The organism is Hyphomonas sp. ske169, from assembly GCF_056850855.1.
Genome location: NZ_CP096146.1, coordinates 2,956,535 through 2,982,853, shown reverse-complemented (window position 1 = coordinate 2,982,853; position 26,319 = coordinate 2,956,535). Strand labels below are relative to the sequence as shown.

Below are 26,319 nucleotides of genomic sequence, written 5' to 3'. Positions count from 1 at the left end.
GGCCGCCCTTTAGGCGGCAGCGGCCTTTCTCGCAACCAGTCTTTGCCAGAACAGGAATAGAGGCGAGGCAAGCTCGAGCACCATGCCCGCAAATTGCGTCTCAAGGCCCGGACCAACCGTGCTGTGCGAGAGTAATCTCGCCAACCCACCAATAAAAATCGCCGCACAAATGAAAGCCAACACCGTTCCGTGTTTCTCGACATTCGGGATCGTCCACCAAAGCAACATCGTGACCAGCAGATAAATCGCCGACAGGTAGCGAAGTTGATTATCGATCGCCGCCGGATAGCCGCCGTCCGGCATAAAGTAAGACGCACCTATCATGATGCCCAAAACGCCGAAGGCAAGCGGGATAAGGGACAATATCCCGAGCCCGATCTGCAAGCCTAATTTCATGTTCTAAACCTCCACAATGCCCGACGAGATTTCTTTTGCGCGAGCTTCAAACGCCGCTTTTGTCTCGCCTCCATTTGTGGAACAGACCAAATATCCGCCGCCCTGTCCAATGATCAATCTGACTAAGGATATAGGCGGGAACTCGTCCATGTCGAACCATCGAGGATCAGCTTCAGCCGATCATGCATCCGAAACGCTTGGTCTTGCCAAAACTCGAACTCCGATGGGATCAAGCGATAGCCGCCCCAATGCTCGGGGCGCGGAATGTCATCATCATCGCCATAGATCGCGCTAATCTCGGCGACGCGTTGATTGAAGGTCTCGCGCGTTTCAAGCGGCCGAGATTGATCGGACGCGATCGCGGCGATGCGGGATTGCGGGGCGCGTTGTTTGAAGTAGCTGTCGGACTGTTCGGACGTCGTTTTTTCGATTCTGCCGCGGACCCGAACTTGGCGCCGCAAGCTCTTCCAGTGAAAACAGATCGCAGCGCCTGGGTTGGCAGCGATATGAGCCCCCTTGGCGCTGTCATAATTGGTGTAGAATTGCAGGCCTGCATCCGCGCTCAAGCCGCGGAGTAGAACGATGCGGACATCAGGCATCCCAACTGCATCCACCGTCGCCAGTGACATGGCCGAGGAATCATTCGGCTCATGCGCGTTGGCCTCCTTCAACCAAAGCTCAAGCAGTTCAAATGGCTGGTCCGTGTCCGGGATCAGCGGGCGGTCACCCTCAGTCGCATAGTCCGCTGATGACGGCGATCTTGGGATGGAAACGGGCACATCGGTCATTCAGTCTGATCCAAAGAAGGCGTTAGGGGTTTGGCAGGCGCCGGTTTTGCATATAGGAGACCGCGAGCATCGCAACCACGGATTAGCCCTTATGTCGCATAACACATTTGGACATTTATTTCGCGTCACAACTTGGGGCGAAAGCCACGGACTGGCGCTTGGCTGTGTTGTTGACGGTTGCCCCCCAGGCTTGGCGCTCGACGAGGCTTGGGTGCAGACGTTCTTGGATCAACGCCGCCCGGGCACCAGCCGCTTCGTCACCCAGCGCCAGGAACCTGATCAGGTCAAAATCCTTTCTGGTGTGTTCGCAGATGATCGCACCGACGGACAAGTGACAACCGGAACCCCGATCAGTTTGATGATCGAGAATGTCGATCAGCGCTCGAAGGACTATTCTGAAATCCGCGACCGCTACCGTCCAGGTCATGCTGATTACACTTATGACCAAAAATATGGTGTGCGCGATTATCGCGGCGGCGGACGGAGCTCTGCCCGGGAGACGGCTTCGCGAGTCGCCGCCGGCGCAGTCGCCCGGCGCGTGCTGGGCGACGATATCCAAATTCGCGGCGCAGTCGTTCAAATTGGCGAACACAAAATCGATCGCGAGAAATGGGATTGGGACATTACTGGCGACAATCCGTTCTGGTGTCCGCACGCGGAAATGGCGCAGCAGTGGGAAACCTATCTCGATCAGGTCCGCAAATCCGGTTCCTCGGTCGGCGCAGTGGTCGAAGTGCAGGCTTCAGGCGTTCCGGCTGGTTGGGGCGCGCCGATCTATGGCAAGCTGGACAGCGAGCTCGCCATGGCCATGATGAGCATCAATGCAGCCAAAGGCGTTGAGATTGGCGCTGGCTTTGACGCAGCCGCTTATACGGGCGAGCAAAACGCCGATGAGATGCGCATGGGCAATGATGGCGTGCGCTTCCTGTCGAACAATAATGGCGGGGTTGCGGGCGGGCTCTCTACTGGTCAGGACGTGATTGTCCGGGTGGCGATTAAACCCACTTCGTCAATTCTCACCGAAACGAAATCGGTGACGCGCGACGGCCAAGAGGTCGATGTGCGCACCAAAGGCCGCCACGATCCGTGCGTTGGAATCCGCGCAGTCCCCGTCGCAGAAGCGATGCTGGCCTGTGTCCTCGCCGATGCAAAATTGCGACACCGTGGACAGATCGGGTAATGTCTGCCGCAAAAATTGAACCGCTCAGCTTGGATCGATCGGACCTCATTATCGATCTGCTGAAGGAACTTTTCAGCTTCTACAATCCAACCGCGTCCATCACCGATGACGACCTTAGGCACCATCTATCTGAGAATCTGCTTTCCGCTTCATCAGGCTTGGAATTAATCGTCGCGAGCGAGGAAGGTGGATCCATCATCGGCTTTGCAGCAATTGGGTTCATTCATTCCGTGGTTGACCCACGTCCACTCCATTCGAAACAGTGTTTTCTGAAAGAACTGTATGTTTCTAAGCGTGAAAGAAGCCGGGGCATTGGCCTCCAACTCATGCAATGGATCGCTGATTACGCCATTTCGAAGGGAGGTTCCCGGATTGATTGGCCCGTCAAAGCTGACAATTCCGGAGATATCAAGTTCTATGAGTCACTTGGTGCTGAGCGTGTCGAAGACCGTTTAAGCTATCGTCTTTCCGGCGCCTCTCTCGCTCAGCTCGCCGATGCAAAATTGCGACACCGTGGGCAGATCGGCAGTTAAAACTGCACTGGTTCATTTTGGATTCAGCTTTTTTAGATCATGTCGCGCCCGTCTAATCACAGGAGCTAGACATGACATTCTCCCAGATTCTAAAACTCGCTGCCTTTGCGGGCGCCATGACGATCGCTTTGCCAGCTCACGCGCAAGACGCGAGCGAAAACGGTTGGAGCGGCGAGGGCTCACTGAGCGCTGGTGTTACCACCGGCAACACTGAAACCACAGATCTCGGCCTTGCCGTCGACGCAACCCGGACCATGAATGTCTGGAAAGTCGGTCTACAAGCCAGCGCCGATTATGGCGAAACTGACGGCGATGAAACCAAGAACCGGATTTTCCTCGGCACCAATCTTGACCGCCAGATCAATGATCGTCTCTTCGGCTTTGGTCAGCTGACCTACGAGCGCGACGAGTTTTCAGGATTCGAATCGCGCGCCTTTATCGGTGGCGGTCTCGGCTATGAAGTTCTGAACGGCGACGCGACGCAGTGGACGGTGCGCGGCGGCCCAGGTCTCAAGATTGACGAAATCGAAGCTGTTTTCGATGCGACGACCGTGCCGCCAACTCTGCTGAGCGAAGCGACCACCGAAGAATCGTTTGGTGCAACAGCCGCCTCAAATTTCGCTCACCAGTTCAATGACAATGTCGCCTTCACCAATGATTCGACCGTCGTTTATGCCGACACATCGACGCAAATCGGAAACGTTGCGGCGATTACGGCAACTTTGACCAATACGCTATCTGCCCGCGTTTCGTTCGAAGTACGTCACGACACTGATCCAGTCGACGGATTCGAATCCACAGACACAATTAGCCGCGTTTCGCTGGTTTATGGATTTGGGAAGTAAGCGCCTGAACTCCTGATCAACATCCCGCATTGCCCAATTTTCTGAACAATGATCGCGTATCAACTATCAAAGGCGCAGGAAGTTGGGACATGCTGACAAGACGCGATCTGGTACTAAAACTCTCAACCGCCACTGCCCTCATTTCTACAGTGGCAAATAGTAAAATGTTGGCTGCCCCGATTACGGAGCACTCGAGAACTTGGTTGAAAAAGACCGATGAACTGACCGCCATGCTGCTCGGCGAAACAATTTCCGTTTCCGATTGGCGCACGGGGCTCTCACAGTTCAATAATCACTTTCATCTAGAGGAAATGCTGAAAGAAATCGACTTTGAGCGCCTTAAAACGGAAGTTGAATTTGCTAACTTGGGTGTAGCTACCGCCAAAATCGAGTTCGCCGATGATGATGTTCGCGAGCTTTCATTTATCCCAAAATTGTTCGCAGTAGGTACAGGGCGAGCGATCATTCCGCATGGCCACAGCAACATGGTATCCGCGCATTTGGTGGCCTCCGGCCGTTTCTATTTGCGCCAATATGACCAAGTCGCACTCGATGCAGACTCGATGCTCGTGCGTCCAAGTTTTGATGATATCGTCGCAACGGGCGATCTATCTTCGATTGGCAAAATTGAGGATAATGTTCATTGGTTCGTCGCGCTTGAACCGTCCTACACGTTCGACGTAATTGTAACGGGACTAGATGCCGAGGCGAATCGAAATTTTGACATTTATAATTTGGATATAGACGCTGCTGAACCCGATGGCGCGTTCCTCCGAGTTCCCAGGTTAAATGTCCAAGAAGCACTCGAAAAATATGGCTAGTTGATCAGATTGAAACCACTATAAGTCCAATAGCATCTGGCAATTGCAGCGATCATACGGCGTCGGAGTCACCTCATCGCCGGTGAGTTCGCGAAAGCCAAATTTGCGATACAGCGCCAAAGCTGCCTCGAGTTTGGTATTGGTCTCCAGCCAAATCTGCTTCGCGCCCATATCGCGTGACTTCGACATAGCGGCTTTCATCAAAGCGCGGCCAATGCCCTTGCCTTGAACATCTGTTCGCGCCGACATTTTGATCAGCTCGAGAACACCGTCACCATGTCCGGGAACCAGACCAACCGTGCCAACCGGTTCGCCCGCATACTCGGCGATCAGAATGGCGCCGCCTCTGTCCAGAATATGGATTTGCGGATCTTCGAGTTGCGCGCGGTCTTCCGGTTCAACCGTGAAATAGGCCTCAATCCACGCGAGGTTGAGATCGCGGAAAGCGGTGGCATCAGCAGGCGTATAGTCTCGGACAATCATGTCCGAACTATGCTATCCAACGAAGGCGCGTTCAATCACAAAGTCGGCTGGTTCGGCGTTTGAGCCTTCTTTGAGGCCGTGCTCTTCCATCAAGCCTTTGAGCTCTTTGGTCATCTCGATGGAGCCGCAAATCATTGCACGGTCAGTCGCTGGATCGAGGCGCGGAACGCCAAGATCTTCGAATAATTTCCCGGAGCGAATGAGGTCCGTGACCCGGCCAGCGCGATCAAATGCTTCGCGCGTGCAGGTTTGATAGAGCCGCAGCTTGCCCTGGCCGATCTCGCCAATGTCGGGATCGTTTAGGAACGTGTCGACGGTCTCTTGCGAATAAGCGAGCTCAGCAACATCGCGGCACGTATGCGTGATGATCACTTCCTCAAATTTTTCATAGGTTTCAGGATCGCGCAGAATGCTGGCAAAGGGCGCAAACCCTGTTCCGGTTGAGAAGCAATAAAGACGCTTGCCCGGCACCAAAGCATCATGCACCAGCGTGCCCACAGGCTTTTTGCCGAGCAGAACTTTGTCGCCCACTTGGATCTTTTGAAGTTTAGAGGTCAGCGGGCCGTCTGGCACCTTGATCGAATAAAATTCAAGCGTGTCATCCCAGTTTGGGCTGGCGACGGAATAGGCCCGCAGGAGCGGTTTCCCATTATCGCCCATAAGGCCAATCATGATGAACTCACCAGAGCGAAACCGGAAGCTCGCGGGCCGCGTGATCGTGAATTTGAACAAGCGATCAGTATAATGATGGACCGACAGCACCGTCTCTTCAGTCGGCGCATTTGGGTTCACTTTTTTCGCGGGCGCTTCAGCAGCTGCAGTCATCGCGATCTCCTAAGAACGGTTCTCAAGCGCCGCAGATGTATGATCTGTCCGCTTATTGCAAGGGTTCGAACGAACGCATTAGCAGAGCTAAAACTATCCGGGGAAGTCCTTAGAGCGGCAATTCGCCGGTGACCCAGTTCACATCTTCGTTGGTTGTCTCGGTCAAAACACCTAGCTCATAGATATTCTCATAGCCGTAACCATAGAGATTGATGAAGGTCGGAATGTTGAGCGCGAGCGAAATGCGTTTCAATGGGATCGGCTCTGCATCGTCACTGAAATTATTATTGCAATAAATCAGCACGCGCGTGTCTTTGTGCGGGATCACCTCTGCCAGTTTTTCGTCTGTAAAGTCCGAAAACGGCAAGTTCACCGCTCCTTCTATATGCCCCATTTCGAAAGCATATCGGCTACGGGCATCAAGGATGATCGTGTTTGGTGCGTCGGCCATGTCGTTGAACGCTTGCAGCGAGAGCAATCGCTCTTCGCGGACCTGAAACACTTCGTCACTCAGGTCTAGAAACCCGCCAAAATCAATTTCAGCAGAGCCTGACTGGTCTTGGGCGCTGGCGGCGAGACCGATGCCGATAAAGGTCGCAATCGCCAATAGGCCGCAAATTAGGCTGTTTCGAACACAATTCTTTTGGGCACGCATGACGAGCTCCATGTTTCACCCCAATCGCACGGATAAACCTTCATTGTGGCAGGATTGCGCGTCGAATTTGGTGCTAACGCCCCAATGATTCTTCCCAATGGCGGCGGCAAAGCGAGACATAGACCTCTTTACCGACGCTGACTTGGTTGCCAGATTTTATCGCCTGGCCATGTTCATCCATCCGCGCGGTCATAATGGCTTTCTTCCCGCAATGGCAGATCGTCCGAGCTTCTCGCAAATCGTCGGCAATCGCGAGCAAAGCGGCGGATCCCTCAAACAATTCCCCTTGGAAATCAGTTCGTAAGCCATAACAAAGCACCGGCAGATTCAAGCGATCGCCGACCCGCGCCAATTGCCAAACCTGATCTTTGGTCAAGAATTGCGCTTCATCGAAGAAGATCACATTTAGGCCTGTCGCGGCATGTTCTTTTTCGATGGCCGCAAACAAATCGGTTTCCGGCCGGTAGAGATGCGCCTCCGCCTCCAAACCAATGCGCGACTCGATCTTACCCATACGAGCATCGGGCGCGGCGCCATAATGCCCTGAGGTCCACAGCATGACCTCCATCCCGCATTCCTTATAGTTATGGGCCGCTTGCAATAAAATTGCGGACTTCCCCGCGTTCATCGCGCTATAGGTGAAATAGAGTTTAGACATGTGGATTGGCTTAGACGATTCTTTGCTCAAACACAGCGGTGAAGGAGAGATTTGAGATGCTGGAAATCCGCCCAAATTGTGAGCTTTGCGACCGCGACCTCCCTCCAGACTCTACCCATGCCATGATTTGCAGCTATGAATGCACTTATTGCGCAGACTGTGTGAACGGGCCGCTCTCGAATGTTTGCCCGACCTGTGGCGGCGGGTTTCATCCGCGTCCGATCCGTCCGGCAAAAAACTGGCGGGACGGCAAACGCCTCGGCCTCGAACATCATCCCGCTGGCGAAAAACGCTATCACTCGCCGTATGGCAAAGAAGATCTTGAGGCCCATGTGGCGCGCATCAAAGACATCCCGCCGGATCAGCGATGACGCTGTCTCTATGTTTGCCACTAGGGGCGCGCGGCGTCATCGCTAGCCATGCAGACCTTTTAGGGTGATAGAAAACCTAAAAGAGATTCGCCCATGGCCACTACCGCATCCTTGCCAGCCCTTCCGACACAGCCAGCGCGTGTTGATTGGCCAACACATGAATGGCTGGAGGGGGATCTACCCATTCAAGCGGATAAAGCCGGTTTAGAGAAACGCCTCGATCACGCATTCTCCAATCCAGATAGCCTCGGCAAAACCACCGCCTTTCTCGCCATCCAAGGCGGTAAGATCGTCTCTGAGCGCTATAATGAGGGCTTTGGTCCTGATGAGACCTACCATTCATGGTCAATGGCAAAATCGATGACGCATGCGCTGTTCGGGATTGCGCTGGGCGACGGAAAGGTCGATCTCCACGCGCCCGCAAATGTGCCGGAATGGCAAGGCGCCGATGATCCGCGCGCGGCGATCACGATTGAACATTTATTGCGCATGAGCTCTGGGCTTCAGTTTACTGAAGATTATGAAGACTCAGGCATCTCTCACACAATCGAGATGCTGTTTGGCGCCGGAAAGGAAGATGTCGCGCATTACGCCGCCGCCAAACCATTAGACCATCCGGTCGGATCGGTTTGGTCTTATTCCAGCGGCACCACGAACATTCTTTGCCGCTTGCTCGCCGACACGCTGGATCTCGATCAAACAGGGTTTGAAGCCTTTCTACGCGACCGGTTGCTCAACCCGATCGGGATGCGCTCAGCCATCCCGAAATTCGATCCCGCTGGGATTTTTATTGGATCAAGTTTCTGCTTTTGCACGGCGCGAGATTTCGCCCGATTTGGCCTCCTCTATCTGCGTGATGGCGTCTGGGACGGAAAACGTATTTTGCCAGAAGGCTGGGTCGACCATGCCCGCACGCCGACGCCAAATGTGCCGCCGGAAGAACCGATGCGCTATGGTGGTCAGTGGTGGCTGGACCTGGCTGGCCCAGGCAGTTTCTCGGCGAACGGATATGACGGACAATACATTGTCATCGTACCGCAAAAGGATCTGATCCTGGTACGCCACGGCATGTCGGAAGCGCAAAAAGACAATGTCCGCGGCTGGCTGGCTGATGTCGCGTCCTGCTTTTCTGAGGTCTAAACAACCAGACGGCTTAAGCTGGACGCAGATAGAGGGTCTCGTTCACAGTGATGAGTTCCGGCGGCTGCGCCAGGGCCTGGCATTTTTGCTCGGTATTCTCACCTGTTTGAACATCAAAATGATAGCCGTGCCACGGACAGGTCACTTGACCATTTTCATCCACTGAGCTGTTCTCGAGCGGCCCCAAAAGGTGCGTGCACACCGCACTGTGCACGAGCCACCTGCCCTGCCACTGCCGAACACAAAACCGGCCCTGCTCCATCTCCACGACATGCACTTGATCAGGATCCAAATCATCGGTGCGTCCAACTAGAATGTCCTTTGGGTCTGGTGCATTGGCAGCCCATCGCAGCCGATCATCCAGCGCTTCTTGGCGACCGGACATCAAGTCCAGATCTTCATCGTACAGCGTTGCATATTGCTGCTGCATATAAGCGAGGATCATCTCGGCGCCGGTTTCATTCTCGGGGGCTTCCGGCAAATAGAAGCGCACATCCACTTCGATCTCATTTTCTGCGAGTTCTGTGGCTTGCGTATGAATTTCTATTCCCGTGCCAGGCCCCGAGAACACAGTTGAAACCCAATAATGCTTATCGCTTTCCACTAGAAGATCGAGCAATTGATGCGATGCCGGTGCCCCCTCGGGCAGTCCGATTTTCGCGCGCCAGCCCCAGGTGCCGCTATCGATCAAATCGATCGAAGAAAAGGAGGATGAATGAACGAAGGGAAGATGTTCCCAATCGTAGGCATTCTCCATCATCCGCGCGAGATTGATCGGCAGGCGGCGAACATAATTGCCGAGATAATGCAGCCCCGCGACACGATCAAAATCGACTTGGTTGGGCCGGGCCGCAGCTAGGGACTGCTCTGTGTCGGTCAGCATGGGGTTCGCGCTCCTGTTCAAGCGATCTAGACGCCGGCAACCTCGCTGGCGGCGGCTTCAGCTTTGACCCATTTAATGAAGGCGCGGACGTCTTCTGTCAGGTGACGACCTTTTGGCCAAACCAGCCAATAGCCATAATCAACGCTGATCGAGCCATCCGCAAATGGCGCGATTAGACGCCCAGCAGCGATATCCGCCGCAGCGATCGCGCGCTTCGCTAGGACGACGCCTCTTCCGGTTGCCGCAGCCTCAATTGCGAGCGCAGATTGGTTGAAGCGCGGACCGCGCGTGCCATCCACATCGGCCCCTGCCCCTCGCGCTTTCAACCAGCTGGTCCAATCCGGACAAGATGGATCAACCTCAGCGCTGACATCATGGATCAGCGTATGTTTGGCGAGATCAGCCGGCTTGCGGATCGCGTCGTTGCCATCCAAAAGTTGCGGTGAGCAGACCGGCAAAACCATCTCATCGAGCAGTTTCTCGGCCTTCAATCCATCATAGTCACCAGCGCCATAGCGGATCGCAAAATCTGCGTCAGCAGTGGTGAAATCTGTCAGCCCGCTATCCGCGCTCACCCAAGCCTCAACACCGGGATGCGCATTGTGGAAGCCATCTAAGCGCGGTGCCAACCATTTTGCGGCAAAGCTCGGCGCTGAGCTAACCATGACGCGGCCCTTTCGGGCCGGCGCTTGCATAATCCGCCCCGCTTCGGCGATTTGATCGAACGCCTCACGGACCAAGGGCAGCGCGGCTTGCGCGGCATCAGTGAGCAGTACGCTTCGGCCAGTCCGCTTAAACAAGGGGGTTCCGGCATAGTCTTCCAATTGGCGAATATGCTGCGAAATCGCCCCTGGCGTCACATTCAGCTCGTCCGCGGCTTTGGTGAAAGACAATCGTCGTGCAGCGGCTTCGAAAGCGCGCAAGGCGTTTAGTGGAGGGAGGCGATCATTCGTGTCAGACATAGCTTACGTCTATAACCAGATTTTGATTGTAGTTTCTCTAAACGATGGGATAAGGCTCATACGGTTGCTGAAACCGCTCCGTCAACACATTTCTCCGGCAACGATCGTTCAAACGGGATCATCACGCCATGCGTCTCTTTCCTGCGTTTTTCTATACGGACAATGCTCACGTCACTGTGTTTGGTGGCGGCGAAGAAGCCCGTCGCAAAGTCCGTCTGCTGGCCAAGACGACGCTTCATATTACAGTGGTCATCGATACCGAGATTGAGCCAGGCTTCGCTGAAGAGTTTGCTGGACGGATTACGATTGCCCCGCGCGACATGGCCGGCCAAGCCCTCGACCGTTCGAAGTTTGCGATTGTCGCCTGCCGCACAAAAGAGAATTGCGAACAGTCGATCATTTGGGCGCGCGAATATGGCATCCCAATCAACGTCGTCGATCAACCAGAAGAATGCGACTTCACGGTTCCGAGCATCTTGGAGCGCGGCGAGATCGTTGCGGCTGTCGGCTCTGGTGGTGCAGCCCCGGTCCTAGCGAAACGCGTCCGTACAAGTTTAGAAGCGCTAATGCCGCAAAATATGGGGCCGCTATCAGAGCTCGCGCGCGACTTCCGCCCGCGGGTTTATGAGGTTCTAGACGATGGTGTGAAACGGCGCCAGTTCTGGGAAGCGGCGCTGAATGGCGCGCCGGCTGACCTGGCGATGTCCGGCGACTTCGATGGCGCTCGGGTGGCCATGGAAACGCTCCTGCAAGAGATTGCCTCGCCCGCCAATCGCGTCGGAACGGTCGACATTGTCGGCGCGGGTCCTGGTGACCCGGAATTGCTAACTCTGAAAGCGTTCCGGCTGATCCAAAACGCTGACATCGTTTTCCATGACCGTTTGGTTAGCGATGAGATTATGGATCTCGTCCGCCGCGATGCAACGCGCGTGTCCGTCGGAAAATCGAAAGCCAATCACAGCGTTCCGCAGCCTGAAATCCATGACCTGATGATTGAGGCCGCCCGCAAAGGTCAACGTGTTGTACGCCTTAAAGGCGGGGATCCATTCATCTTCGGGCGCGGCGGCGAAGAAGTTGAAGCGCTGCGTGAGGCCGGAATTGAGCCGAATGTCGTTCCCGGGATTTCATCGGCGCTTGGCTGCGCGGCGTCGGCTGGATTGCCGCTCACCCATCGCGATCACGCCCAGACGCTGACCTTTGTGACGGGCCACGCAAAATCTGGCGACGTGCCAGATCTCGACTGGGACGCGCTCGCAAAACCCACACAAACCGTGGTCGTGTTTATGGGCGTGGGGACCGCTCCGGATATTGCAGAAAAACTCATCCATGCAGGCCGGGCGAGCAGCACACCGGTCGCGGTGATCGAGAATGGAACCCGGCCAAACGAGATCAAAGTCTTCGGCACACTCGCCGAACTGCCACAATTGATCACGCGCGCGGGCATCAAGGGTCCGGCGCTGCTGGTCATTGGTGAGGTGAGCGCCATTCCTGCAGAGGCCTTAGAGAAACTTTCATCGGAGGTTGCGGCATGACATCTGTCCGCCCGAAACTAAAACCAGACACACCGAAAACCGTGACCGCATGGGAAACCGCAAGCGGCAAAGTTGTCTGGTTGCGCGCTGACCAGACTTGGACCGAGGATGCGAGCGAGATTGGCGTCTTTACCGGCGACGCAGCCGACGCCGCACTCGAGCATGCAAAATCCCAAGAAGGCGCGATCACCGATCCCTATTTCATGGAAGTGACCGAAGATGGCGAAGTCGCCGGTCGCGAAACTCTGCGCGAGACCATCCGTGCGACAGGTCCAACCGTACCCTACGGAGTGATCATCCGATGACCGGCCGAGAGATCACCAAGCTCACCCTCTATGGCGATAGCATTTCTGGCAATTGCCAGAAACCGCGCTGGACCGCCGACTATCTCGATGTGGACCATGACTGGGTCGAAGTGGATATCTTGGACGGCGGCACTCAGACCGAAGAATTTTTAGCGCTGAACCCAGTTGGCCAAGTCCCAATCGCGCGCTGGCCGGATGGACGAGTCTTGCCGCAATCGAATGCGATTATGCTCTACCTGGCGGAGGGCTCTGACCTCATCCCAGAAGATGCGTTTCAGCGCGCACAAATGAATTCCTGGCTGTTTTGGGAACAATATTCCCACGAGACCTCAATCGCCGTGCGCCGGTTCAAGAAACACTATTTGAAACTTCCAGACTCAGAAATCGATCCACAATTGATGGCGAAAGGTCGCCGGGCGCTTGGCGTTATGGAAATGCAGCTGACCTGGACAGATTGGCTGGTTGGCGAGGCTATGACCTGCGCCGACATTGCATTGGTCGCTTATACGCGTGTGGCGCACGAAGGCGGCTTTGATCTGGCGCAATTCCCAAATGTTGAACGCTGGGTGAGTCGCGTCGAAGGCGCGCTTTCCATTGGCCACGCTATGCCCAAAGAAGGGGTGACACTTTAATGTATCGCTATGATGAATTTGACGCGCAAATTGTCAAAGAGCGCGTCGATCAATTCCGTGGCCAAGTCGAACGCCGCTTGTCCGGAGAGATCCTCGAAGACGAGTTTAAGCCGCTGCGTTTGCAGAATGGCGTTTATTTGCAACTGCATGCCTATATGCTGCGTGTGGCCATCCCATATGGCCAGCTGAATGCGGCGCGGATGCGCAAACTGTCTAAGATCGCGCGCGATTATGATCGCGGGTATGGCCACATGACGACGCGCCAAAACATCCAATACAATTGGGTTGCGCTGAAAGACATTCCGGACGTGCTGGAAGAGCTGGCCGAAGTGGAAATGCACGCCATCCAGACCTCCGGCAATTGTATCCGCAATGTCACTTCAGACCATTTCGCAGGCGCCACCCGAGACGAGATTATGGATCCGCGCCCGTGGTGTGAGATCATCCGTCAGTGGAGCACCTTCCATCCGGAATTCGCGTTCTTGCCGCGTAAGTTCAAAATCGCTGTCACCGCAGCCGAGCATGATCGCGCTGCCATTCGGGTCCACGATATTGGCCTGCATATGCGTGAGCGTAATGGCGTGGTTGGCTTTGAAGTCCATGTCGGCGGCGGCCAAGGCCGGACCCCTATCATTGCCGCTTTGGTCAATGAGTTCGTACCAGCGACGGAAATCCTGGATTATCTCGAAGCGATTATGCGGGTCTATAACCGCTTCGGTCGCCGAGATAATAAATACAAAGCACGGATCAAAATTCTGGTCACCGAAACCGGCGCGGAAGAGTTTACGCGCCTGGTCGAAGAAGAATATGCAGCTCAGCAAAGCAGCGAAAAAATCGCCCTGCCCCAGGCTGAGATTGATCGCATCAATGCCTATTTCGCGCCGCCCGCCTTTGAAGACAAACCTGAAACCAGTGATGGGTTCGAGCGCGCCAAAGCCGCAGACCCGGCCTTCGCCAATTGGGCCAAAGTCAACCTACACCCGCATAAAGTGCCGGGCTACACCTCTGTTACGATCAGCCTCAAGCCGATTGCCGGGCTCGCAGGTGATGCCACGGACAGCCAAATGGCGGTCATGGCGCATTTGGGCGAGAGCTATGGCTTTGACGATATTCGCGTCACACACGCCCAGAATGTGGTGCTCCCGCATGTCGCGCTGGATGATCTTTATAATGTCTACCGAGAGCTCGACGCGGCTGGCCTCGCAACCGCGAATGAGAGCCTGATCACCGATATGATCGTCTGCCCAGGCCTTGATTATTGCAATCTCGCTAATGCCCGCTCGATCCCTGTCGGACAAGAGATCCAGAAGGTCTTTGCTGACCCGGCTTATGAGCAGGATATTGGCAAGCTGCACATCAATATTTCAGGCTGCATCAATGCTTGCGGGCACCACCATGTCGGCCATATCGGCATTCTCGGGGTCGACCGCAAAGGCGAGGAATATTACCAAATCTCCCTGGGTGGGCGCGCGGATGAGAAAGCCGCCGTCGGTCAGATTATCGGAAAAGCCCTGCGCCACGAAGAAGTGCCGGGCGCTGTGAAGACGATTGTCGATACTTATCGCGACCTTCGCACCAGTTCAGACGAGAAATTTATTGAAGCGGTCGAGCGCCTCGGCGTCGAACCGTTCCAGGAGGCGATCTATGCCACTGATTAAAAATGGCGCCGAAGCCGACGACACATGGACCTTTGCCGAGGACGGTACCGACCTTCCATCTTCAGGATGTGTAACAGTCTCTTTAGCTAAGCTAATAGAAAATTCCGAAACGCTTTTGGGACGAAATCAGCAAATTGGCGTCCGTTTAGCACCGGCTGATGATCCACATGATTTGACGCCATTTCTCGACCGTATCTCATTGATTGAAATAGACTTTCCGAAATATACGGATGGTCGCGGCTATAGCCAGGCTCAGCTTCTGAGACGACGCTTAGGCTATGAGGGTGAGCTCCGCGCGGTGGGCCACGTCTTAAGAGATCAGATTCTCTACATGAACCGTTCAGGGTTTGACGCTTATCAGACCTCCAGGGCCGACCTACCTAATGTTGTGCAAGCGCTGGAAGAATATTCGGCGTTCTATCAACCCGCCGCGGACGGCCAGACTTCGGTCTTTTCGAGGCGCCACACGAAAGTCTAAGGCGCATGCCCTATTCAGACATTAGTTTGCGGATCGACGAAGATATTGATCAGCGCCTCACGCGCTTGAACGATGAATTGCGCGATGCCTCTGCTCAAACCATTTTGCGGGCCTCGATCCTGCGCGAATGGATGGGCGAGCTCACTTATGTCTCAAGCTTTGGCGCTGAAAGCGCGGTGATGTTGGCCCTGATCGCCGATGTCGATCCGGACCTGCCAATTGTCTTCCTCGAAACCGGCATGCATTTCCCGCAAACCCTCGATTATAAAGAGGAATTAATTGAGCGGCTCGGTCTGACAAATGTTCGGGATATCCCGCCAGCTGAAGACGAGCGTCTCGCGGAAGATCCGAAGAATACGCTTTGGAAAACCGATCCAGACGCTTGTTGCGCGCTGCGCAAAGTGCGCCCGCTTGAGCCTGCCTTGGAAGGGTTCGATGCTTGGATTACCGGACGCAAACGCTTCCATGGCGGCGCCCGCATGTCTTTGCCTGTGTTTGAACATGCCAGCGGCCGGTTCAAAGTGAACCCGCTCGCCGGATGGACCCAGGAAGACGTCCAAGCCTATTTCAAACGCCGTGAACTGCCGCGTCATCCACTGGTCGCCCAGGGCTATCCGTCGATTGGCTGCTGGCCATGCACCAAGCCCGCCGAAGACCCCAACGATATTCGGTCTGGCCGCTGGGTGGGTCGCGACAAAAGCGAATGCGGCCTGCACATTGAAAAGACCGAGCGCCCGCGCGTCTTCTAACCGCTAAGCTCTTCAATCATAATTTTGCCGGAAAGCATGTCTTTATCCAGGGCATGCTTTCTGCGTTTTGGCCTGCCCTCCTATTCAGCCTGTTTTTTACCGCGCCCGCTTTTGCGCAGTCACAACCGGCGGCAGACGTTTTGGGCGAAACGCTCTTGGCGGAAGCCTTGCGCGCCAAAGCGGATGCCGCAAGCGAGATCCGGAATGATCGATATTTCAGCGTCATCGATTATCGCGCGCCTTCGAACGTTGCGCGCTATTTTCTGATCGACACAAAGGATATGAGCGCTGAAGCCTTCTTGGTCGCTCACGGCAAAGGCTCAGACCCTGATCATGATGGCATGGCCGACCGGTTTTCGAATATTGAAGGCTCAAAAATGACCTCGCTCGGCGCGTTTGTGACCGGGAAGACTTATTATGGGATGCATGGGCTATCGCTGAAACTGAAAGGCCTAAGCCCGCAGAATGATCTGGCCGAGCAACGGCTGATTGTGATCCATGGCGCGGACTATGTCTCACCGGACCGCTCCCTTCTCGGCCGCAGCTGGGGCTGCCCGGCGCTCGAGCGAGATGTGGCGACCCGCGTCATCCCTCTCATCAAAGGCGGCTCTTTCCTATATGCTGTCGGCACCGAAGGGGAGGAACCGATGAATGACCGTGGATGAATTTCGAGCGCTCGCGCTTTCGCTTCCAAAAGCGATTGAAAAGCCGCATTTCGAGCGCGCTAGTTTTCGCGTAGATGCACCGCGCGGGAAAACCATCGCCACCATGTTGGAAGCCGACAAAACCGCGAACGTGTTCTTGAGCGTGGAAGAACAGGAACTGCTCATTGCGGCCGAGCCTTCGGTCTTCTCGAAAGTTCCCAACAAATGGGGCGATAAGGGCGCAACGACGCTTCAGCTAGCAAACGCCGACGAAATCACCGCGCGCTCGGCGCTGCATATGTCTTGGCGTCACGCCGCACCGCCTAAACTTCAAGACTTGCTTGAATAGTCTGACGAGTTCGGCTTAAAGCGCGCCATGTCTGATCAAATGCCTGACCGTCTCTCGGTAAACCCGAATAGCCCTTACTATAACGAACAATTGCTGCTGCGCGGCGTTGGGATCCGCTTCAATGGCGAGGTCAAAACCAATGTCGAGGAGTATTGCATCTCAGAGGGCTGGGTCAAAGTCGCCGCTGGCAAAGCCGTTGATCGCAAAGGCAATCCATTGACCCTGAAGCTAAAGGGCACCGTCGAGGCCTGGCTAGAAGACGGCCAAGACAATCAAGACGGCACCGAATAGGCAACTACTCAGCGTTCAACGCATCATAAACGGCTTTGACACTGGTCTCGCGCAGCTCGAGGGGCTCACCCGGGTTATTGCCGTCGAACACCTGCACCATGCCGATAAAATAAAGCTCGTTCACCGGGTCGATCCAGAACCAGGTTCCAGCCGCGCCGCCCCAGAAATATGATCCATTCGGCGTCTGCGTTTCTGCCAGGTCGGCATCTTCAATCGTGCCCACCGTCAGTCCCATCCCGATTCCCAAATATTGCTCGCCGCCATTCATCCCTAAAGTGGACATGACCGCGCCGTCCGGCATCACACTTGTGGTGATCAAGTCGATTGTTTCAGGCTTGAGGATACGCACGCCCGCTAACTCGCCGCGATTGAGGAGCATCTGTGAAAAGCGCGCATAGTCATCCATCGTCGAGACCAATCCGCCGCCACCTGACTCATATCCGACGGTTTCCTTGCGGAACATCACGCCGGGAAACGGCACAGGAACCAAGGCACCAGTCTCTGGATCAAAGCCATAGACTTCGCTGAACCGGTCATAATCCTCGGCCGGGACATAGAAGCCTGTATCCGTCATACCCAGCGGCTCGAACATGCGAGATTGGAGGAATTCTCCGAAGCTTTGGCCGGATAATTTCTCAATAATATGCCCCTGAACATCCATGCCGACACTGTAGAACCAATGTTCACCCGGCTGGAACAGGAGCGGGATCGAGGCAGTGCGATCAATGAAGGATTGAAGGTCAGGCGATTCAAGCACTTTCAAATCGCGAAAAGCCGAATTGACGGGATCTGCGCCGCCGAGACCATATGCAAATCCCGACGTATGAGACATCAGCTCGCTCATCGTTGGGGGACGCTCGAGATCGGCCAAAATTGCCGTGCCGTCTTCATTCACCCCCGCCAGCACTTTCAAGTCTTCGAACTCCGGCACATATTTCGTGACCGGGTCATCGAGCTCAAACAAGCCTTCTTCGTACAGCATCATCATGGCCACGCCGGTGACAGGTTTGGTCATAGAGTAGATGCGGTAGATCGTGTCATCCTCGATCGGGGCTTGGGCCTCCAAGCCGCGCAGACCGGTCTTAAAGTCGCTAATCTCTTCGCCCTGGTGAACGAGGCGCGTGTGGATACTGTAGAGACGGCCATCGGCCACATATTGGCCCATGGTCTGCTCCAGGGCCGCGATCCCTTCAACAGAGAAAGCCGGTTTTGCGACAGGTGTTTCGACGACAGGCGCAACGGTTTCGACAACGGCCGGCGCTTCTGCAATGGCTGGATCAGTATCCGGCGCGACAGTCGCGCAGCCGGTCAATGCAAAGCCAGACGCCGCAGCGAGAAGCAGCCTTTGATAAGTGAGTTGAAGCATGACGCCCTCCGAGTTTCTAGGAATCCCTTGCGGGACTCGGCCCGGCTCGACAAGACCTGCCGTCGCGATGTCACTAAAATGTGCTCAGTCGCGCTGAAAGCCCATATTATCGATCAAGCGGGTTGGCCCCATCCAAGCGGCCGCGAGCACCCGGCCCACCTCGCCCACTTTTGTCGCCCCGTCTGGCAGATCTTCCAGCGTCAGCGGGTCAACCGCACTGACATAATCCAATCGTTCAAACCCGGCCGCCGCAATACGCGCGCGGGCTTCTTCCAGCACTTCAGAAACCGGCGCACCAATCGCGAGTCGGGCACAGGCGCGGTGCAAGGCCCCGCTAATCACGTTTGCTTTCACGCGCTCGTCTTCGTTCATATAGGCGTTGCGCGAAGACTGCGCCAAACCATCCGCGTCCCGGAAGGTTTCGCCCCCGATGATTTCAATCGGGAAGCCCAAGTCGCGCACCATCCGCCGGATGATTTGGAGCTGCTGATAGTCTTTCTCGCCAAACACAGCGACGTCAGGTTGCACATGCACGAACAGCCGCGCCACCACTGTCGCCACACCATAGAAGAAGTGTGGACGGAAAATCCCGTCGAGCAAATCAGACATATCGGCAACGCGAACATCTGTTTTCGATCCGTCCGGATACATCTCCTCAACGCTCGGTAAGTAGACAATATCTGTGCCGACCTTAGTCAAACGCGCAATGTCGGCTTCTTCTGTGCGCGGATAGGTGTCGAGATCTTCGCCGGGTGCAAACTGGGTTGGGTTCACGAAAATACTGACCACGGTGATATCGGTTTTCGCATTCGCGATCTCGACCAAAGACAGGTGCCCATCATGCAAGGCCCCCATGGTCGGTACGAAGCCAATCGTGCGGCCGGCCATCCGGTGGGTTCGGATCGCTTCTCGCAGATCAGATAGGGTGCGGACTCTTGTCGGAGATTTAATCATTACATTCGCGCCTGAGGAGAATTCGTAAACTCCCCGTTAACCTTTTGAGTAGATTCTTTAACACATGAGAAAGCACATCTTCCCCCGCCTTAAAGCGCTGCTCGGAGCAGCTTGTGCAACCCTCTACACAAGGCAGACGCGGCCCGCCACGCCGAAGTTCAGCCTTGAGCCAGAACCTGACCATTTGCGCGAACAAAACGACTGCTGGTTGTTTGAATCCGACGCCGGGCACGAAGCGGTTCGGACTAAGCTTTCAAAAGATATGGACGCGATTGCCGATAATTTGGCTGGCCTGCGTGAAACACTGGCCTTGATCCACGGGGAAACGCCGTTCCCGGTCGAAGCGACCACACTCACGCCGTGCGCGATTACGCATCATGACGAAATGCTGTTCGATGGTGAGCCGCTCGCGCCAACCATGCCAGCCCAAGAAGAAATCTCTGGCGGAGAGCAAGTCTTCTTATTCGACGATGCTCCAACTTTCGAAGACGAATTGACGACCCAAGCTCAGCAACACGCCGCTTGATGATTTAAAGGAGATCCCTTGCGGCCATGGCCGATGGATATCAACCTCCCCGCGACGGTGCGGACACGCTAACGCTTTCGACCCCGGCACAGAAACAGTGCCGGGTTATCGTTGTTGGCAATGAAAAAGGCGGCGCCGGTAAATCTACGGTCTCAATCCACCTCGCCATCGCTCTGATGCGCATGGGCCGGAAAGTTGGCGTGATCGATCTCGACGTTCGGCAACGCACGCTGACACGCTATCTCGAAAACCGGATGCGCTGGATGCAATCCACCGGCGCTCAGCTGCCCATGCCTGAAATCATTCGGGTCGATGCCAGCATGGAGCGCGATCTTGATATTGCCGAGAAAGAAGAGACCGAGCGGTTCCACACCTCTCTGGAACGGTTGAAAGCGGTTTGCGAAATGGTGATTGTCGACGCGCCAGGCGGTGACACCTACCTCTCTCGCATCGCCCATATGGCTGCCGATAGTTTGATCACACCGCTCAATGATTCCTTTGTCGATTTCGACCTGCTCGGCGACGTGAACCCGCAGACGCTGGAAGTGCTGCGCCCGAGCTTCTATTCAGAGATGGTTTGGCAGTGTCGCAAGAATAAAGCTCGCACCTCACGCCAACCGATCGATTGGATCGTTATGCGTAATCGGGTGTCGCCGCTCGAAGCCCGCAATAAACAAAAGGTCGGCGAAGCGCTGCTCAATCTGTCCAAACGGATCGGGTTCCGGCTCGCGCCAGGCCTGTCAGAGCGCGTGATTTACCGCGAACTCTTCCCGGCCGGCCTCACTCTGCTCGATTTGACCGAAAGCGGCTCAAACGTGTCCTTCACGATGAGCCATGTCGCGGCGCGCCAAGAGCTGCGTGATCTGGTGATCATCATGCAGCTCCCGGAGCTCGCAGGCGTAGAAATCGCGTTTTAGACACTTACCACCCCAAACGTAGACCTGCCCGCGCCCCGATCTCACCGCGATCCGGCGCAGCACCGATGGCAATGTTGGCAGACCATTTATCATGCAGCCGTTTGGTGCCTGAAAAGGCCAGCGCGGAGCTGCCTTCGAAATAACCTGCATTGAGCGTAAAGGCAGCGGTTTCATTCGCTTGCAGCCACGACGAGCCAGCCAAAGCATTGGCGATCGCAACCCCGTTTTTGTTGCTGTCGATTTTATCCGCCTGGTCTGCCACCACTTGGGCAAGCCCATACACGCTGAGGCCGAGGCTTTCAAAATCCGACTGAAGCATCTCAATAGAGTCACCATAATCCGTCATCCGCGCAATTCTGGCCTGATTTTCACTGGCCATCGCATATGCAGTATTCGCGGTTTCCGTGTTCGCGTCGATTTGCGCCTCATGCTCGATCACGGTTTTGTCGACCGCCTCAAAACGGGTTTCATGGCCCTCCATTTGCGTCTCCATCTCTTCAAACCGAACCGAATTGCCTGCAGCTCCCTCTTCCAGCCGCTGAATGTTCGCCCGATTGGCATCTATATCTGTGCGATTGCTCTGAATGGCGCTGGTATTTTTACCGATCGCCGCAGTGTTTGAAGTAATATCGGCGCGCAGATCCAAAAGTCGGCCTTCATTGTCCTCCACCATGCCCAATCCTTCCGCCAAGTCTTGCTCGAGTTGAGTGATCGAGGATTGAGCCGTCGCAATATCGGAAGTGTTTTGAGCGATGTTTCCCGCATTCACGCTGATCTGGTTGTTCAGAACATTGATGCGTTGGCCATTGCCAGAGATTTCCTGCTGCAGATTTGCCACCGTCTGACCGCCATCCGCGGCGAGATTGCCCGCGGAATCAACCGTGACAAGCTCTAAGGCTCCATTCTGCAAATCTCGCGATTGCGGACTGACCAATCCAGGCATTGTGTAATTAGAGGTCGGCGGCCCCAACATGAATTGGTTGTCGCGCGATGTTTGGGCGCCTGATCCGAATGCAAATGAGTCACTGAACAGCGCTTGCGCGCCGGTTCCGAAAGCTGCGGAATTACTGCCGCCAGCGCGCGTATTGACGCCTAAAGCGATTGCGTTCGTGCCCGGTGCCGCTGCCGCAGGTCCGGATCCATTGATATCGAGATAATCCGTCCCAGAGCCGGCCGCAGCAATTGCCGCCTGCATTTGATCAAGATTGACGGCATCTGTCCCCGCCGTTCCCGCCCCAAGATTTGTGATCCGGCGCAGCCGCGACTCATCCAAACTTGTGATCGGATTGTCCGGCCGCCCAACCGAAATTGTGTTTTCTTCATCCGCGAGTGAGAAGGATCCGAGCGCGACAGAATCTTCCGCCTCGGCGCGAGCCTCATAACCAATCGCTGCGCTTCGGCGCACCAAAGCATTACTAAACGCGCCGATCGCAAGCGCATGCGGGGCATCCGGCGCGATTCCGGCGACGGTGCCGATAGCGATGCCGCCGTGCGAACCTGGTTCGACATGGGTGCCTATGCCGAGCACAATGGCTTCTGGCGCTCCGCCCTTGGTCCCGGATCCGATTGCAATGCTCCCACGCTCAAGCGCCCGTGCACTTGGCCCGATCGCCAAGGCTTGAAGATTTGTCGCAGACGCTTGACCGCCAATGGCAATTGAATCCTCGCCAGAAGCAAGGGCGTCAGCCAAATTGCTATTCACAACCAAATGCGAACGAACCACCCCAGGCCCTGCCATTCCCACAAGCAGATCAGCAACCGTTTTATCGCCCTCTAATCGCCCTCGGAGCTTGATTCGTGCAGCACAATTATACGGGCGCACGGCCATTGCCTTGGTTCGCTCACCGGAGTCGATCGTGTTGATTACCTCAGGCTTGATCGGCGCGCCATTATCGCAGGCTTCTGCTGCAGCAAATTGAAATGTGGTCGATAAAGCGAGGAGCCCGATGGCAGTTCTGCCTATCAAATTGGCATTCATTATAAGGTTCCCAATGCAGGTGAGACCTCAATGCCAACTCTAAATATGGATGGCTCGAGACCTCGAACCCCTCATGAAATCAATCATGGGTTGAGATGCCTAGATTAGTCACTATCCCAACATCTCATTCTTATTGTCTCATTGCATCCATCCGGTTTCGAAACGACTCACCATAATCGGCAAGCGGCGGCGCCTAGCCACGTAATTTTCGCAAGGAGGCGCGCTCTGATTGGCCGATAAACCAATTATAGGTTGGATATTCTTCCCGCCGAGAATTGATCCTCGCCGGCGGCACATAAGACCCTTCCCCAAACAGCGCGCCAGGCGGCATGGTGAAGGCCTGTTTCACTGCGCGGTTGAAGTTCGCATTCGACGAAAACCCCCACTTGTCCGCAACATGCGTTAAACGCCCGCGCTTAATGCCACTATCGGCGAGATCCCAGACTGCAACATGCAAGCGCCGGTCTTGAATATAGCGCCGCACCCCGCCATCCGCTTCGAACATTCGATAAAGCGTCGCGCGGGAGAGGTTGAAGACATTGCATATCTTCGCCGGAAGAAGAGTCTGATCGCCGAGATTCGCTTCTATGTATTTTCGAATAATGTCGTTTCGGGCTCGCCACCACCCAGCCCGCTCAGACGCAGGATGACGATTATGCCCAATCAGCGAGCTGGTCATGTGGATCAGCGTGTCTGTTTCAAAATCCGTCGCCACAGGCGTTTCAAAGAATCGAGAGATCTCTTTGCCGAGCGTCTCTCCTAGAACAGTGCTTTCATCCACGACGATCGGATCTATGGCGGACCCCAAAGGCAAGCCGAGCAAGGCGCGCGGGATATATATCGTCTCCCCGACCGCTTCATGGTGGCTACCGCGAAAGCTCTGAAAGTGATCTGTGATGGCGATCTGGTTGGGCCGGTGAACGAAGCTTTTGAGCTCAAAGTCCAGCGTGGCATACCCCGCGCGCAACCGCCTCACCGAAACCACGCCCAAGCGCGCCGACAGTTTGTGATTTGCGTGCTGGACCAATTGCCACCCTGTGGCATAGCGGGCCCCTGCAAGTTCCCCCCTGACAACGCCCTGCATAAAGTTACCGCCAGAATTAGACCGAGGGTGCTGCACTCTTATATCATATATCGGCGCCCAAATGGCCGCCCAGACATCGCGCGGAATGGGCGCGAGTCGCCAGTCTTGCGGAGTCTTTTTGGTCGGCGAGATTGGATAAAGGACATCATGCATGCCTTTTTGATAGCTGTGTTTGAGGCAGAATAAATTCTCATCACGTCTCAAACTCACCAGAATTCACAAGTATTCGAATTCATATCTTGTTAATACATAAATAGCCGAATGCCGAAAATTGAGACGCTAGGGTAATGATCTTTCAGAAGATAATTCATATACATAACCTGTACGGGGGCCGTGAAACGTCTTCGTGCATTTGAATAGCTCTTAACTTCCTATTGGTTGCAAATACTAACGTCCCCTAGTACTCACGTAATCAATAGGTGCGCCTTGGCCGTTTAACGCAGTCGGCCAAGGCGCAATTTTTATGAGCCTCAATCTCGGTCGACCTTGCCAGAAAACGATCCGCTCGATACCTCGTGCTTATGCGCAACCGAATGATCCCCATTCAGCAACAAACGCCTCACATGCATGTGGCGAATGTTGGCGTATGTTTCGAGAACTGACCTAGAGCTTTTTGCTTGCAACTCGATCCCCAACCCTCGCCAAACCGGCGAGGTTTTCTTTTGGACACTCGCCGGAGATTTCAAAGGAAACCAATATGTCCCTGATAACAGATGCTGAGATTGAAAAACTCACCGCGCGCTTCATGGATCGCACACTGCCCAAGTCGGAATGGACCCACCGGGCTCATTTCGCCGCGGCCTTGCACCTACTCGCAGCCGAAGACTTAGATGCACGATCCAAAATGCCAGAGATGATCCGAGCCTATAATGAAGCAACCGGTGTCGCGAACACCGACACAGAAGGCTACCATGAGACCATTACAACCGCGTCGCTCCATGTCGCGGCAGCCATGTTACGGAAAGCGCCGCCTGGCACTTCTCTGGTCGCGATCTGAGACGCCCTGATGGAAAGCAAATATGGGCGGTCGGATTGGCTGCTCGAATATTGGTCGCACGAGCGCCTGTTTTCGGTTGAGGCGCGCCGCAGCTGGATCGCCCCAGATCTAGCTGCCTTCCCATTCGGGCAAGTAGCGCCTTAACCCTGGTCGCGATCCAGGCCGATCCAGTCTTGGGATGGTAAGCCATAGATCATGTCCATGACTTCAAACTGGAGCCCGACAGGTTTGCGCGCGTTCGAATTCCATAGCGCCACCACGCCCGATTGGCGCTCAGGGTCGAACAAGATCATAGACCGATAGCCATCGACCGCGCCGCGATGCCCAACCACGCGGTAGCCAGGCTCGCCATATTTATAGACGCGCCAGCCAAGCGCATAGCGCGCATCACGCAAGTGCCCGCCATATCGGCGGCTCATGCTCGACTGCTCGCGCCGCGTATAGATTCGGGGCGTATGCAGCTCAGTGAGAGTGCCCTCGTCCAAAACATCGGGCTGCAGCCCCATTTGAGCTTGCGCAAACCGCGCCAAATCCAAGATCGAGCCATTCACGCCGCCAGCTGCAGGAACCCGGTAATAAGAACGTTTAAGCGGACGCCGAACCGGCCGTGCATCCGCGCGGCGTTTACGATAAGGCTCAGCCCAAGACAAAGAGCCCGTTAGCGCCTCAAGACCATAACTCGCATCGCGCATTCCCAGCGGCTGAAACAGTTCGAGCTGAACCACTTCTTCAAATGAGACCCCGCGGACGGCTGCAACCACTTCAGCAATCGCGTCAAAGGCCACGTTTTGATAGGTATGGCACTCCCCGATCGGACAGGTCCGCTTCAGGCTTCCCAGGCTTTTGCGGATCTCAGCGGGGTCACGTCCATCTTCGAGCCGCGTATCATATGCATTCGGAACGATGCCGATTTTGTGCGCGAGCAAGTCTTCCAGCGTTCCAACTTTTTCGCCGCCCAAGGGAAGGCGCAGCGAGGTTTTGAACTTGGAAATCGTATCTGAGAGCGCCAATTGGCCCTCTGCGGCCATCTTACCCACAGCAGTGGATGCGACGCCTTTAGACAAAGAGGCCCAACGAAATACCGTATCCGGCGTGACCGCATCGCCGCCAAGCTTGGTGACACCATAGCCTTCGGCAAATGTAATCTCACCATCTTCTATGACGGCCACCGCGAGGCCAACCATGTCAACCTCTTCAGCGAGACGGGTTAGACGGTCATCAAGGGTTTCGTAATCAACCGGCGCTGCATTCGCTTGCGCGAAGATCGAAAGAGAAAAGATGGCAAATACGCTGAACAGTCTTAACACGATGAAGCTGGC

The 26,319-nt window shown here is 55.3% G+C and carries 32 protein-coding genes; 19 read left to right on the top strand and 13 right to left on the bottom strand.

What is annotated here, in order from left to right; genetic code table 11:
• Nucleotides 1-9: 9 nt before the first annotated feature.
• Nucleotides 10-396 carry a DUF4345 domain-containing protein gene (locus MY069_RS14580; RefSeq protein WP_482794513.1) on the bottom strand — a complete coding sequence of 129 codons (387 nt, stop codon included), beginning with the start codon at nt 394-396 and terminating at the stop codon, nt 10-12.
• Nucleotides 397-518: 122 nt separating this feature from the next.
• Nucleotides 519-1,184, bottom strand: a complete 666-nt coding sequence (pdxH, locus tag MY069_RS14575) for a pyridoxamine 5'-phosphate oxidase (protein WP_482794512.1) — start codon at nt 1,182-1,184, stop codon at nt 519-521.
• A 91-nt stretch (nt 1,185-1,275) separates the two neighbouring features.
• On the opposite strand from pdxH, the gene aroC reads away from it, so the two are divergent.
• The 4 genes from aroC (at nt 1,276) to MY069_RS14555 (ending at nt 4,563) form a co-directional block, all read left to right on the top strand.
• Complete coding sequence (gene aroC / locus MY069_RS14570; protein ID WP_482794511.1) at nt 1,276-2,364, top strand: chorismate synthase; 1,089 nt, start codon at nt 1,276-1,278, stop codon at nt 2,362-2,364.
• Entirely contained in the window at nt 2,364-2,897 is a 534-nt protein-coding gene (locus tag MY069_RS14565; protein WP_482794510.1) for a GNAT family N-acetyltransferase, read from the top strand. Before aroC ends, MY069_RS14565 begins: the two co-directional genes overlap by 1 nt.
• A gap of 71 nt (nt 2,898-2,968) precedes the next feature.
• Nucleotides 2,969-3,742, top strand: a complete 774-nt coding sequence (locus tag MY069_RS14560) for a DUF481 domain-containing protein (RefSeq protein WP_482794509.1) — start codon at nt 2,969-2,971, stop codon at nt 3,740-3,742.
• Nucleotides 3,743-3,831: 89 nt separating this feature from the next.
• Complete coding sequence (locus MY069_RS14555) at nt 3,832-4,563, top strand: hypothetical protein (protein WP_482794508.1); 732 nt, start codon at nt 3,832-3,834, stop codon at nt 4,561-4,563.
• An 18-nt stretch (nt 4,564-4,581) separates the two neighbouring features.
• On the opposite strand, the gene MY069_RS14550 is transcribed toward MY069_RS14555, so the two are convergent.
• The 4 genes from MY069_RS14550 to MY069_RS14535 all read right to left on the bottom strand — a co-directional run bounded on the left by MY069_RS14550 (nt 4,582) and on the right by MY069_RS14535 (nt 7,184).
• A complete protein-coding gene (locus MY069_RS14550; RefSeq protein WP_482794507.1) occupies nt 4,582-5,046 on the bottom strand; it encodes a GNAT family N-acetyltransferase in 465 nt (154 codons plus the stop codon).
• 12 nt (nt 5,047-5,058) lie between these two features.
• On the bottom strand, nt 5,059-5,871 hold the full coding sequence (locus tag MY069_RS14545) for a ferredoxin--NADP reductase (RefSeq protein ID WP_482794506.1): 813 nt from the start codon (nt 5,869-5,871) through the stop codon (nt 5,059-5,061).
• Between the two features lie 109 nt (nt 5,872-5,980).
• Nucleotides 5,981-6,526: a rhodanese-like domain-containing protein gene (locus MY069_RS14540; RefSeq protein ID WP_482794505.1), complete on the bottom strand. Its 546-nt coding sequence runs from the start codon at nt 6,524-6,526 to the stop codon at nt 5,981-5,983.
• A 73-nt stretch (nt 6,527-6,599) separates the two neighbouring features.
• Nucleotides 6,600-7,184 (bottom strand): thymidine kinase, encoded by a 585-nt coding sequence (locus tag MY069_RS14535; RefSeq protein WP_482794504.1) that lies wholly within the window; start codon nt 7,182-7,184, stop codon nt 6,600-6,602.
• Between the two features lie 56 nt (nt 7,185-7,240).
• Here MY069_RS14535 and MY069_RS14530 point away from each other — a divergent pair, with 56 nt between their 5' ends.
• Nucleotides 7,241-7,555: a DUF1272 domain-containing protein gene (locus MY069_RS14530; RefSeq protein WP_482794503.1), complete on the top strand. Its 315-nt coding sequence runs from the start codon at nt 7,241-7,243 to the stop codon at nt 7,553-7,555.
• Nucleotides 7,556-7,648: 93 nt separating this feature from the next.
• A complete protein-coding gene (locus MY069_RS14525) occupies nt 7,649-8,695 on the top strand; it encodes a serine hydrolase domain-containing protein (protein WP_482794502.1) in 1,047 nt (348 codons plus the stop codon).
• A gap of 13 nt (nt 8,696-8,708) precedes the next feature.
• Here MY069_RS14525 and MY069_RS14520 read toward each other — a convergent pair whose 3' ends face one another.
• Together MY069_RS14520 and gcvA are read right to left on the bottom strand one after the other, a co-directional pair.
• The gene (locus tag MY069_RS14520) at nt 8,709-9,578 is read right to left on the bottom strand and encodes a Rieske 2Fe-2S domain-containing protein (protein WP_482794501.1); all 870 of its coding nucleotides are present in this window, start codon (nt 9,576-9,578) and stop codon (nt 8,709-8,711) included.
• A gap of 26 nt (nt 9,579-9,604) precedes the next feature.
• On the bottom strand, nt 9,605-10,540 hold the full coding sequence (gene gcvA / locus MY069_RS14515) for a transcriptional regulator GcvA (protein WP_482794500.1): 936 nt from the start codon (nt 10,538-10,540) through the stop codon (nt 9,605-9,607).
• Between the two features lie 128 nt (nt 10,541-10,668).
• On the opposite strand from gcvA, the gene cysG reads away from it, so the two are divergent.
• The 9 genes from cysG to MY069_RS14470 are packed head-to-tail and all read left to right on the top strand — an operon-like array spanning nt 10,669 to nt 17,178.
• Nucleotides 10,669-12,072, top strand: a complete 1,404-nt coding sequence (gene cysG, locus MY069_RS14510) for a siroheme synthase CysG (RefSeq protein WP_482794499.1) — start codon at nt 10,669-10,671, stop codon at nt 12,070-12,072.
• Nucleotides 12,069-12,377, top strand: a complete 309-nt coding sequence (locus MY069_RS14505; RefSeq protein WP_482794498.1) for a DUF2849 domain-containing protein — start codon at nt 12,069-12,071, stop codon at nt 12,375-12,377. The genes cysG and MY069_RS14505 overlap by 4 nt, the downstream gene beginning before the upstream one ends.
• Nucleotides 12,374-13,009, top strand: coding sequence for a glutathione S-transferase family protein (locus tag MY069_RS14500; protein ID WP_482794497.1), 636 nt, complete (start codon nt 12,374-12,376; stop codon nt 13,007-13,009). Before MY069_RS14505 ends, MY069_RS14500 begins: the two co-directional genes overlap by 4 nt.
• Complete coding sequence (locus MY069_RS14495; RefSeq protein ID WP_482794496.1) at nt 13,009-14,667, top strand: nitrite/sulfite reductase; 1,659 nt, start codon at nt 13,009-13,011, stop codon at nt 14,665-14,667. The genes MY069_RS14500 and MY069_RS14495 overlap by 1 nt, the downstream gene beginning before the upstream one ends.
• Entirely contained in the window at nt 14,654-15,145 is a 492-nt protein-coding gene (locus MY069_RS14490) for a DUF934 domain-containing protein (RefSeq protein WP_482794495.1), read from the top strand. The genes MY069_RS14495 and MY069_RS14490 overlap by 14 nt, the downstream gene beginning before the upstream one ends.
• A gap of 5 nt (nt 15,146-15,150) precedes the next feature.
• Nucleotides 15,151-15,894, top strand: a complete 744-nt coding sequence (locus tag MY069_RS14485; protein ID WP_482794494.1) for a phosphoadenylyl-sulfate reductase — start codon at nt 15,151-15,153, stop codon at nt 15,892-15,894.
• Nucleotides 15,895-15,947: 53 nt separating this feature from the next.
• A complete protein-coding gene (locus MY069_RS14480) occupies nt 15,948-16,559 on the top strand; it encodes a murein L,D-transpeptidase catalytic domain family protein (protein ID WP_482794493.1) in 612 nt (203 codons plus the stop codon).
• A complete protein-coding gene (locus MY069_RS14475; protein ID WP_482794492.1) occupies nt 16,546-16,887 on the top strand; it encodes an MmcQ/YjbR family DNA-binding protein in 342 nt (113 codons plus the stop codon). The genes MY069_RS14480 and MY069_RS14475 overlap by 14 nt, the downstream gene beginning before the upstream one ends.
• A gap of 27 nt (nt 16,888-16,914) precedes the next feature.
• Nucleotides 16,915-17,178: a DUF3297 family protein gene (locus tag MY069_RS14470; RefSeq protein ID WP_482794491.1), complete on the top strand. Its 264-nt coding sequence runs from the start codon at nt 16,915-16,917 to the stop codon at nt 17,176-17,178.
• 4 nt (nt 17,179-17,182) lie between these two features.
• On the opposite strand, the gene MY069_RS14465 is transcribed toward MY069_RS14470, so the two are convergent.
• On the bottom strand, nt 17,183-18,544 hold the full coding sequence (locus MY069_RS14465) for a serine hydrolase (RefSeq protein WP_482794490.1): 1,362 nt from the start codon (nt 18,542-18,544) through the stop codon (nt 17,183-17,185).
• Between the two features lie 84 nt (nt 18,545-18,628).
• Complete coding sequence (gene panC, locus MY069_RS14460) at nt 18,629-19,495, bottom strand: pantoate--beta-alanine ligase (RefSeq protein ID WP_482796716.1); 867 nt, start codon at nt 19,493-19,495, stop codon at nt 18,629-18,631.
• A gap of 67 nt (nt 19,496-19,562) precedes the next feature.
• Here panC and MY069_RS14455 point away from each other — a divergent pair, with 67 nt between their 5' ends.
• Together MY069_RS14455 and MY069_RS14450 are read left to right on the top strand one after the other, a co-directional pair.
• Nucleotides 19,563-20,024, top strand: coding sequence for a hypothetical protein (locus tag MY069_RS14455; RefSeq protein WP_482794489.1), 462 nt, complete (start codon nt 19,563-19,565; stop codon nt 20,022-20,024).
• Nucleotides 20,025-20,050: 26 nt separating this feature from the next.
• On the top strand, nt 20,051-20,941 hold the full coding sequence (locus MY069_RS14450; RefSeq protein WP_482794488.1) for a division plane positioning ATPase MipZ: 891 nt from the start codon (nt 20,051-20,053) through the stop codon (nt 20,939-20,941).
• Between the two features lie 4 nt (nt 20,942-20,945).
• On the opposite strand, the gene MY069_RS14445 is transcribed toward MY069_RS14450, so the two are convergent.
• A complete protein-coding gene (locus tag MY069_RS14445) occupies nt 20,946-22,919 on the bottom strand; it encodes a YadA-like family protein (protein ID WP_482794487.1) in 1,974 nt (657 codons plus the stop codon).
• A 193-nt stretch (nt 22,920-23,112) separates the two neighbouring features.
• On the bottom strand, nt 23,113-24,213 hold the full coding sequence (locus tag MY069_RS14440) for a helix-turn-helix transcriptional regulator (protein ID WP_482794486.1): 1,101 nt from the start codon (nt 24,211-24,213) through the stop codon (nt 23,113-23,115).
• Between the two features lie 487 nt (nt 24,214-24,700).
• Between MY069_RS14440 and MY069_RS14435 the strand changes: the two genes are divergently transcribed.
• Nucleotides 24,701-25,000, top strand: coding sequence for a hypothetical protein (locus tag MY069_RS14435; protein ID WP_482794485.1), 300 nt, complete (start codon nt 24,701-24,703; stop codon nt 24,998-25,000).
• A 9-nt stretch (nt 25,001-25,009) separates the two neighbouring features.
• On the top strand, nt 25,010-25,144 hold the full coding sequence (locus tag MY069_RS14430) for a hypothetical protein (protein WP_482794484.1): 135 nt from the start codon (nt 25,010-25,012) through the stop codon (nt 25,142-25,144).
• Here MY069_RS14430 and MY069_RS14425 read toward each other — a convergent pair.
• Nucleotides 25,141-26,307: a serine hydrolase domain-containing protein gene (locus MY069_RS14425; protein ID WP_482794483.1), complete on the bottom strand. Its 1,167-nt coding sequence runs from the start codon at nt 26,305-26,307 to the stop codon at nt 25,141-25,143. The two genes, MY069_RS14430 and MY069_RS14425, sit on opposite strands and share 4 nt — an antisense overlap.
• Nucleotides 26,308-26,319 lie beyond the last annotated feature (12 nt).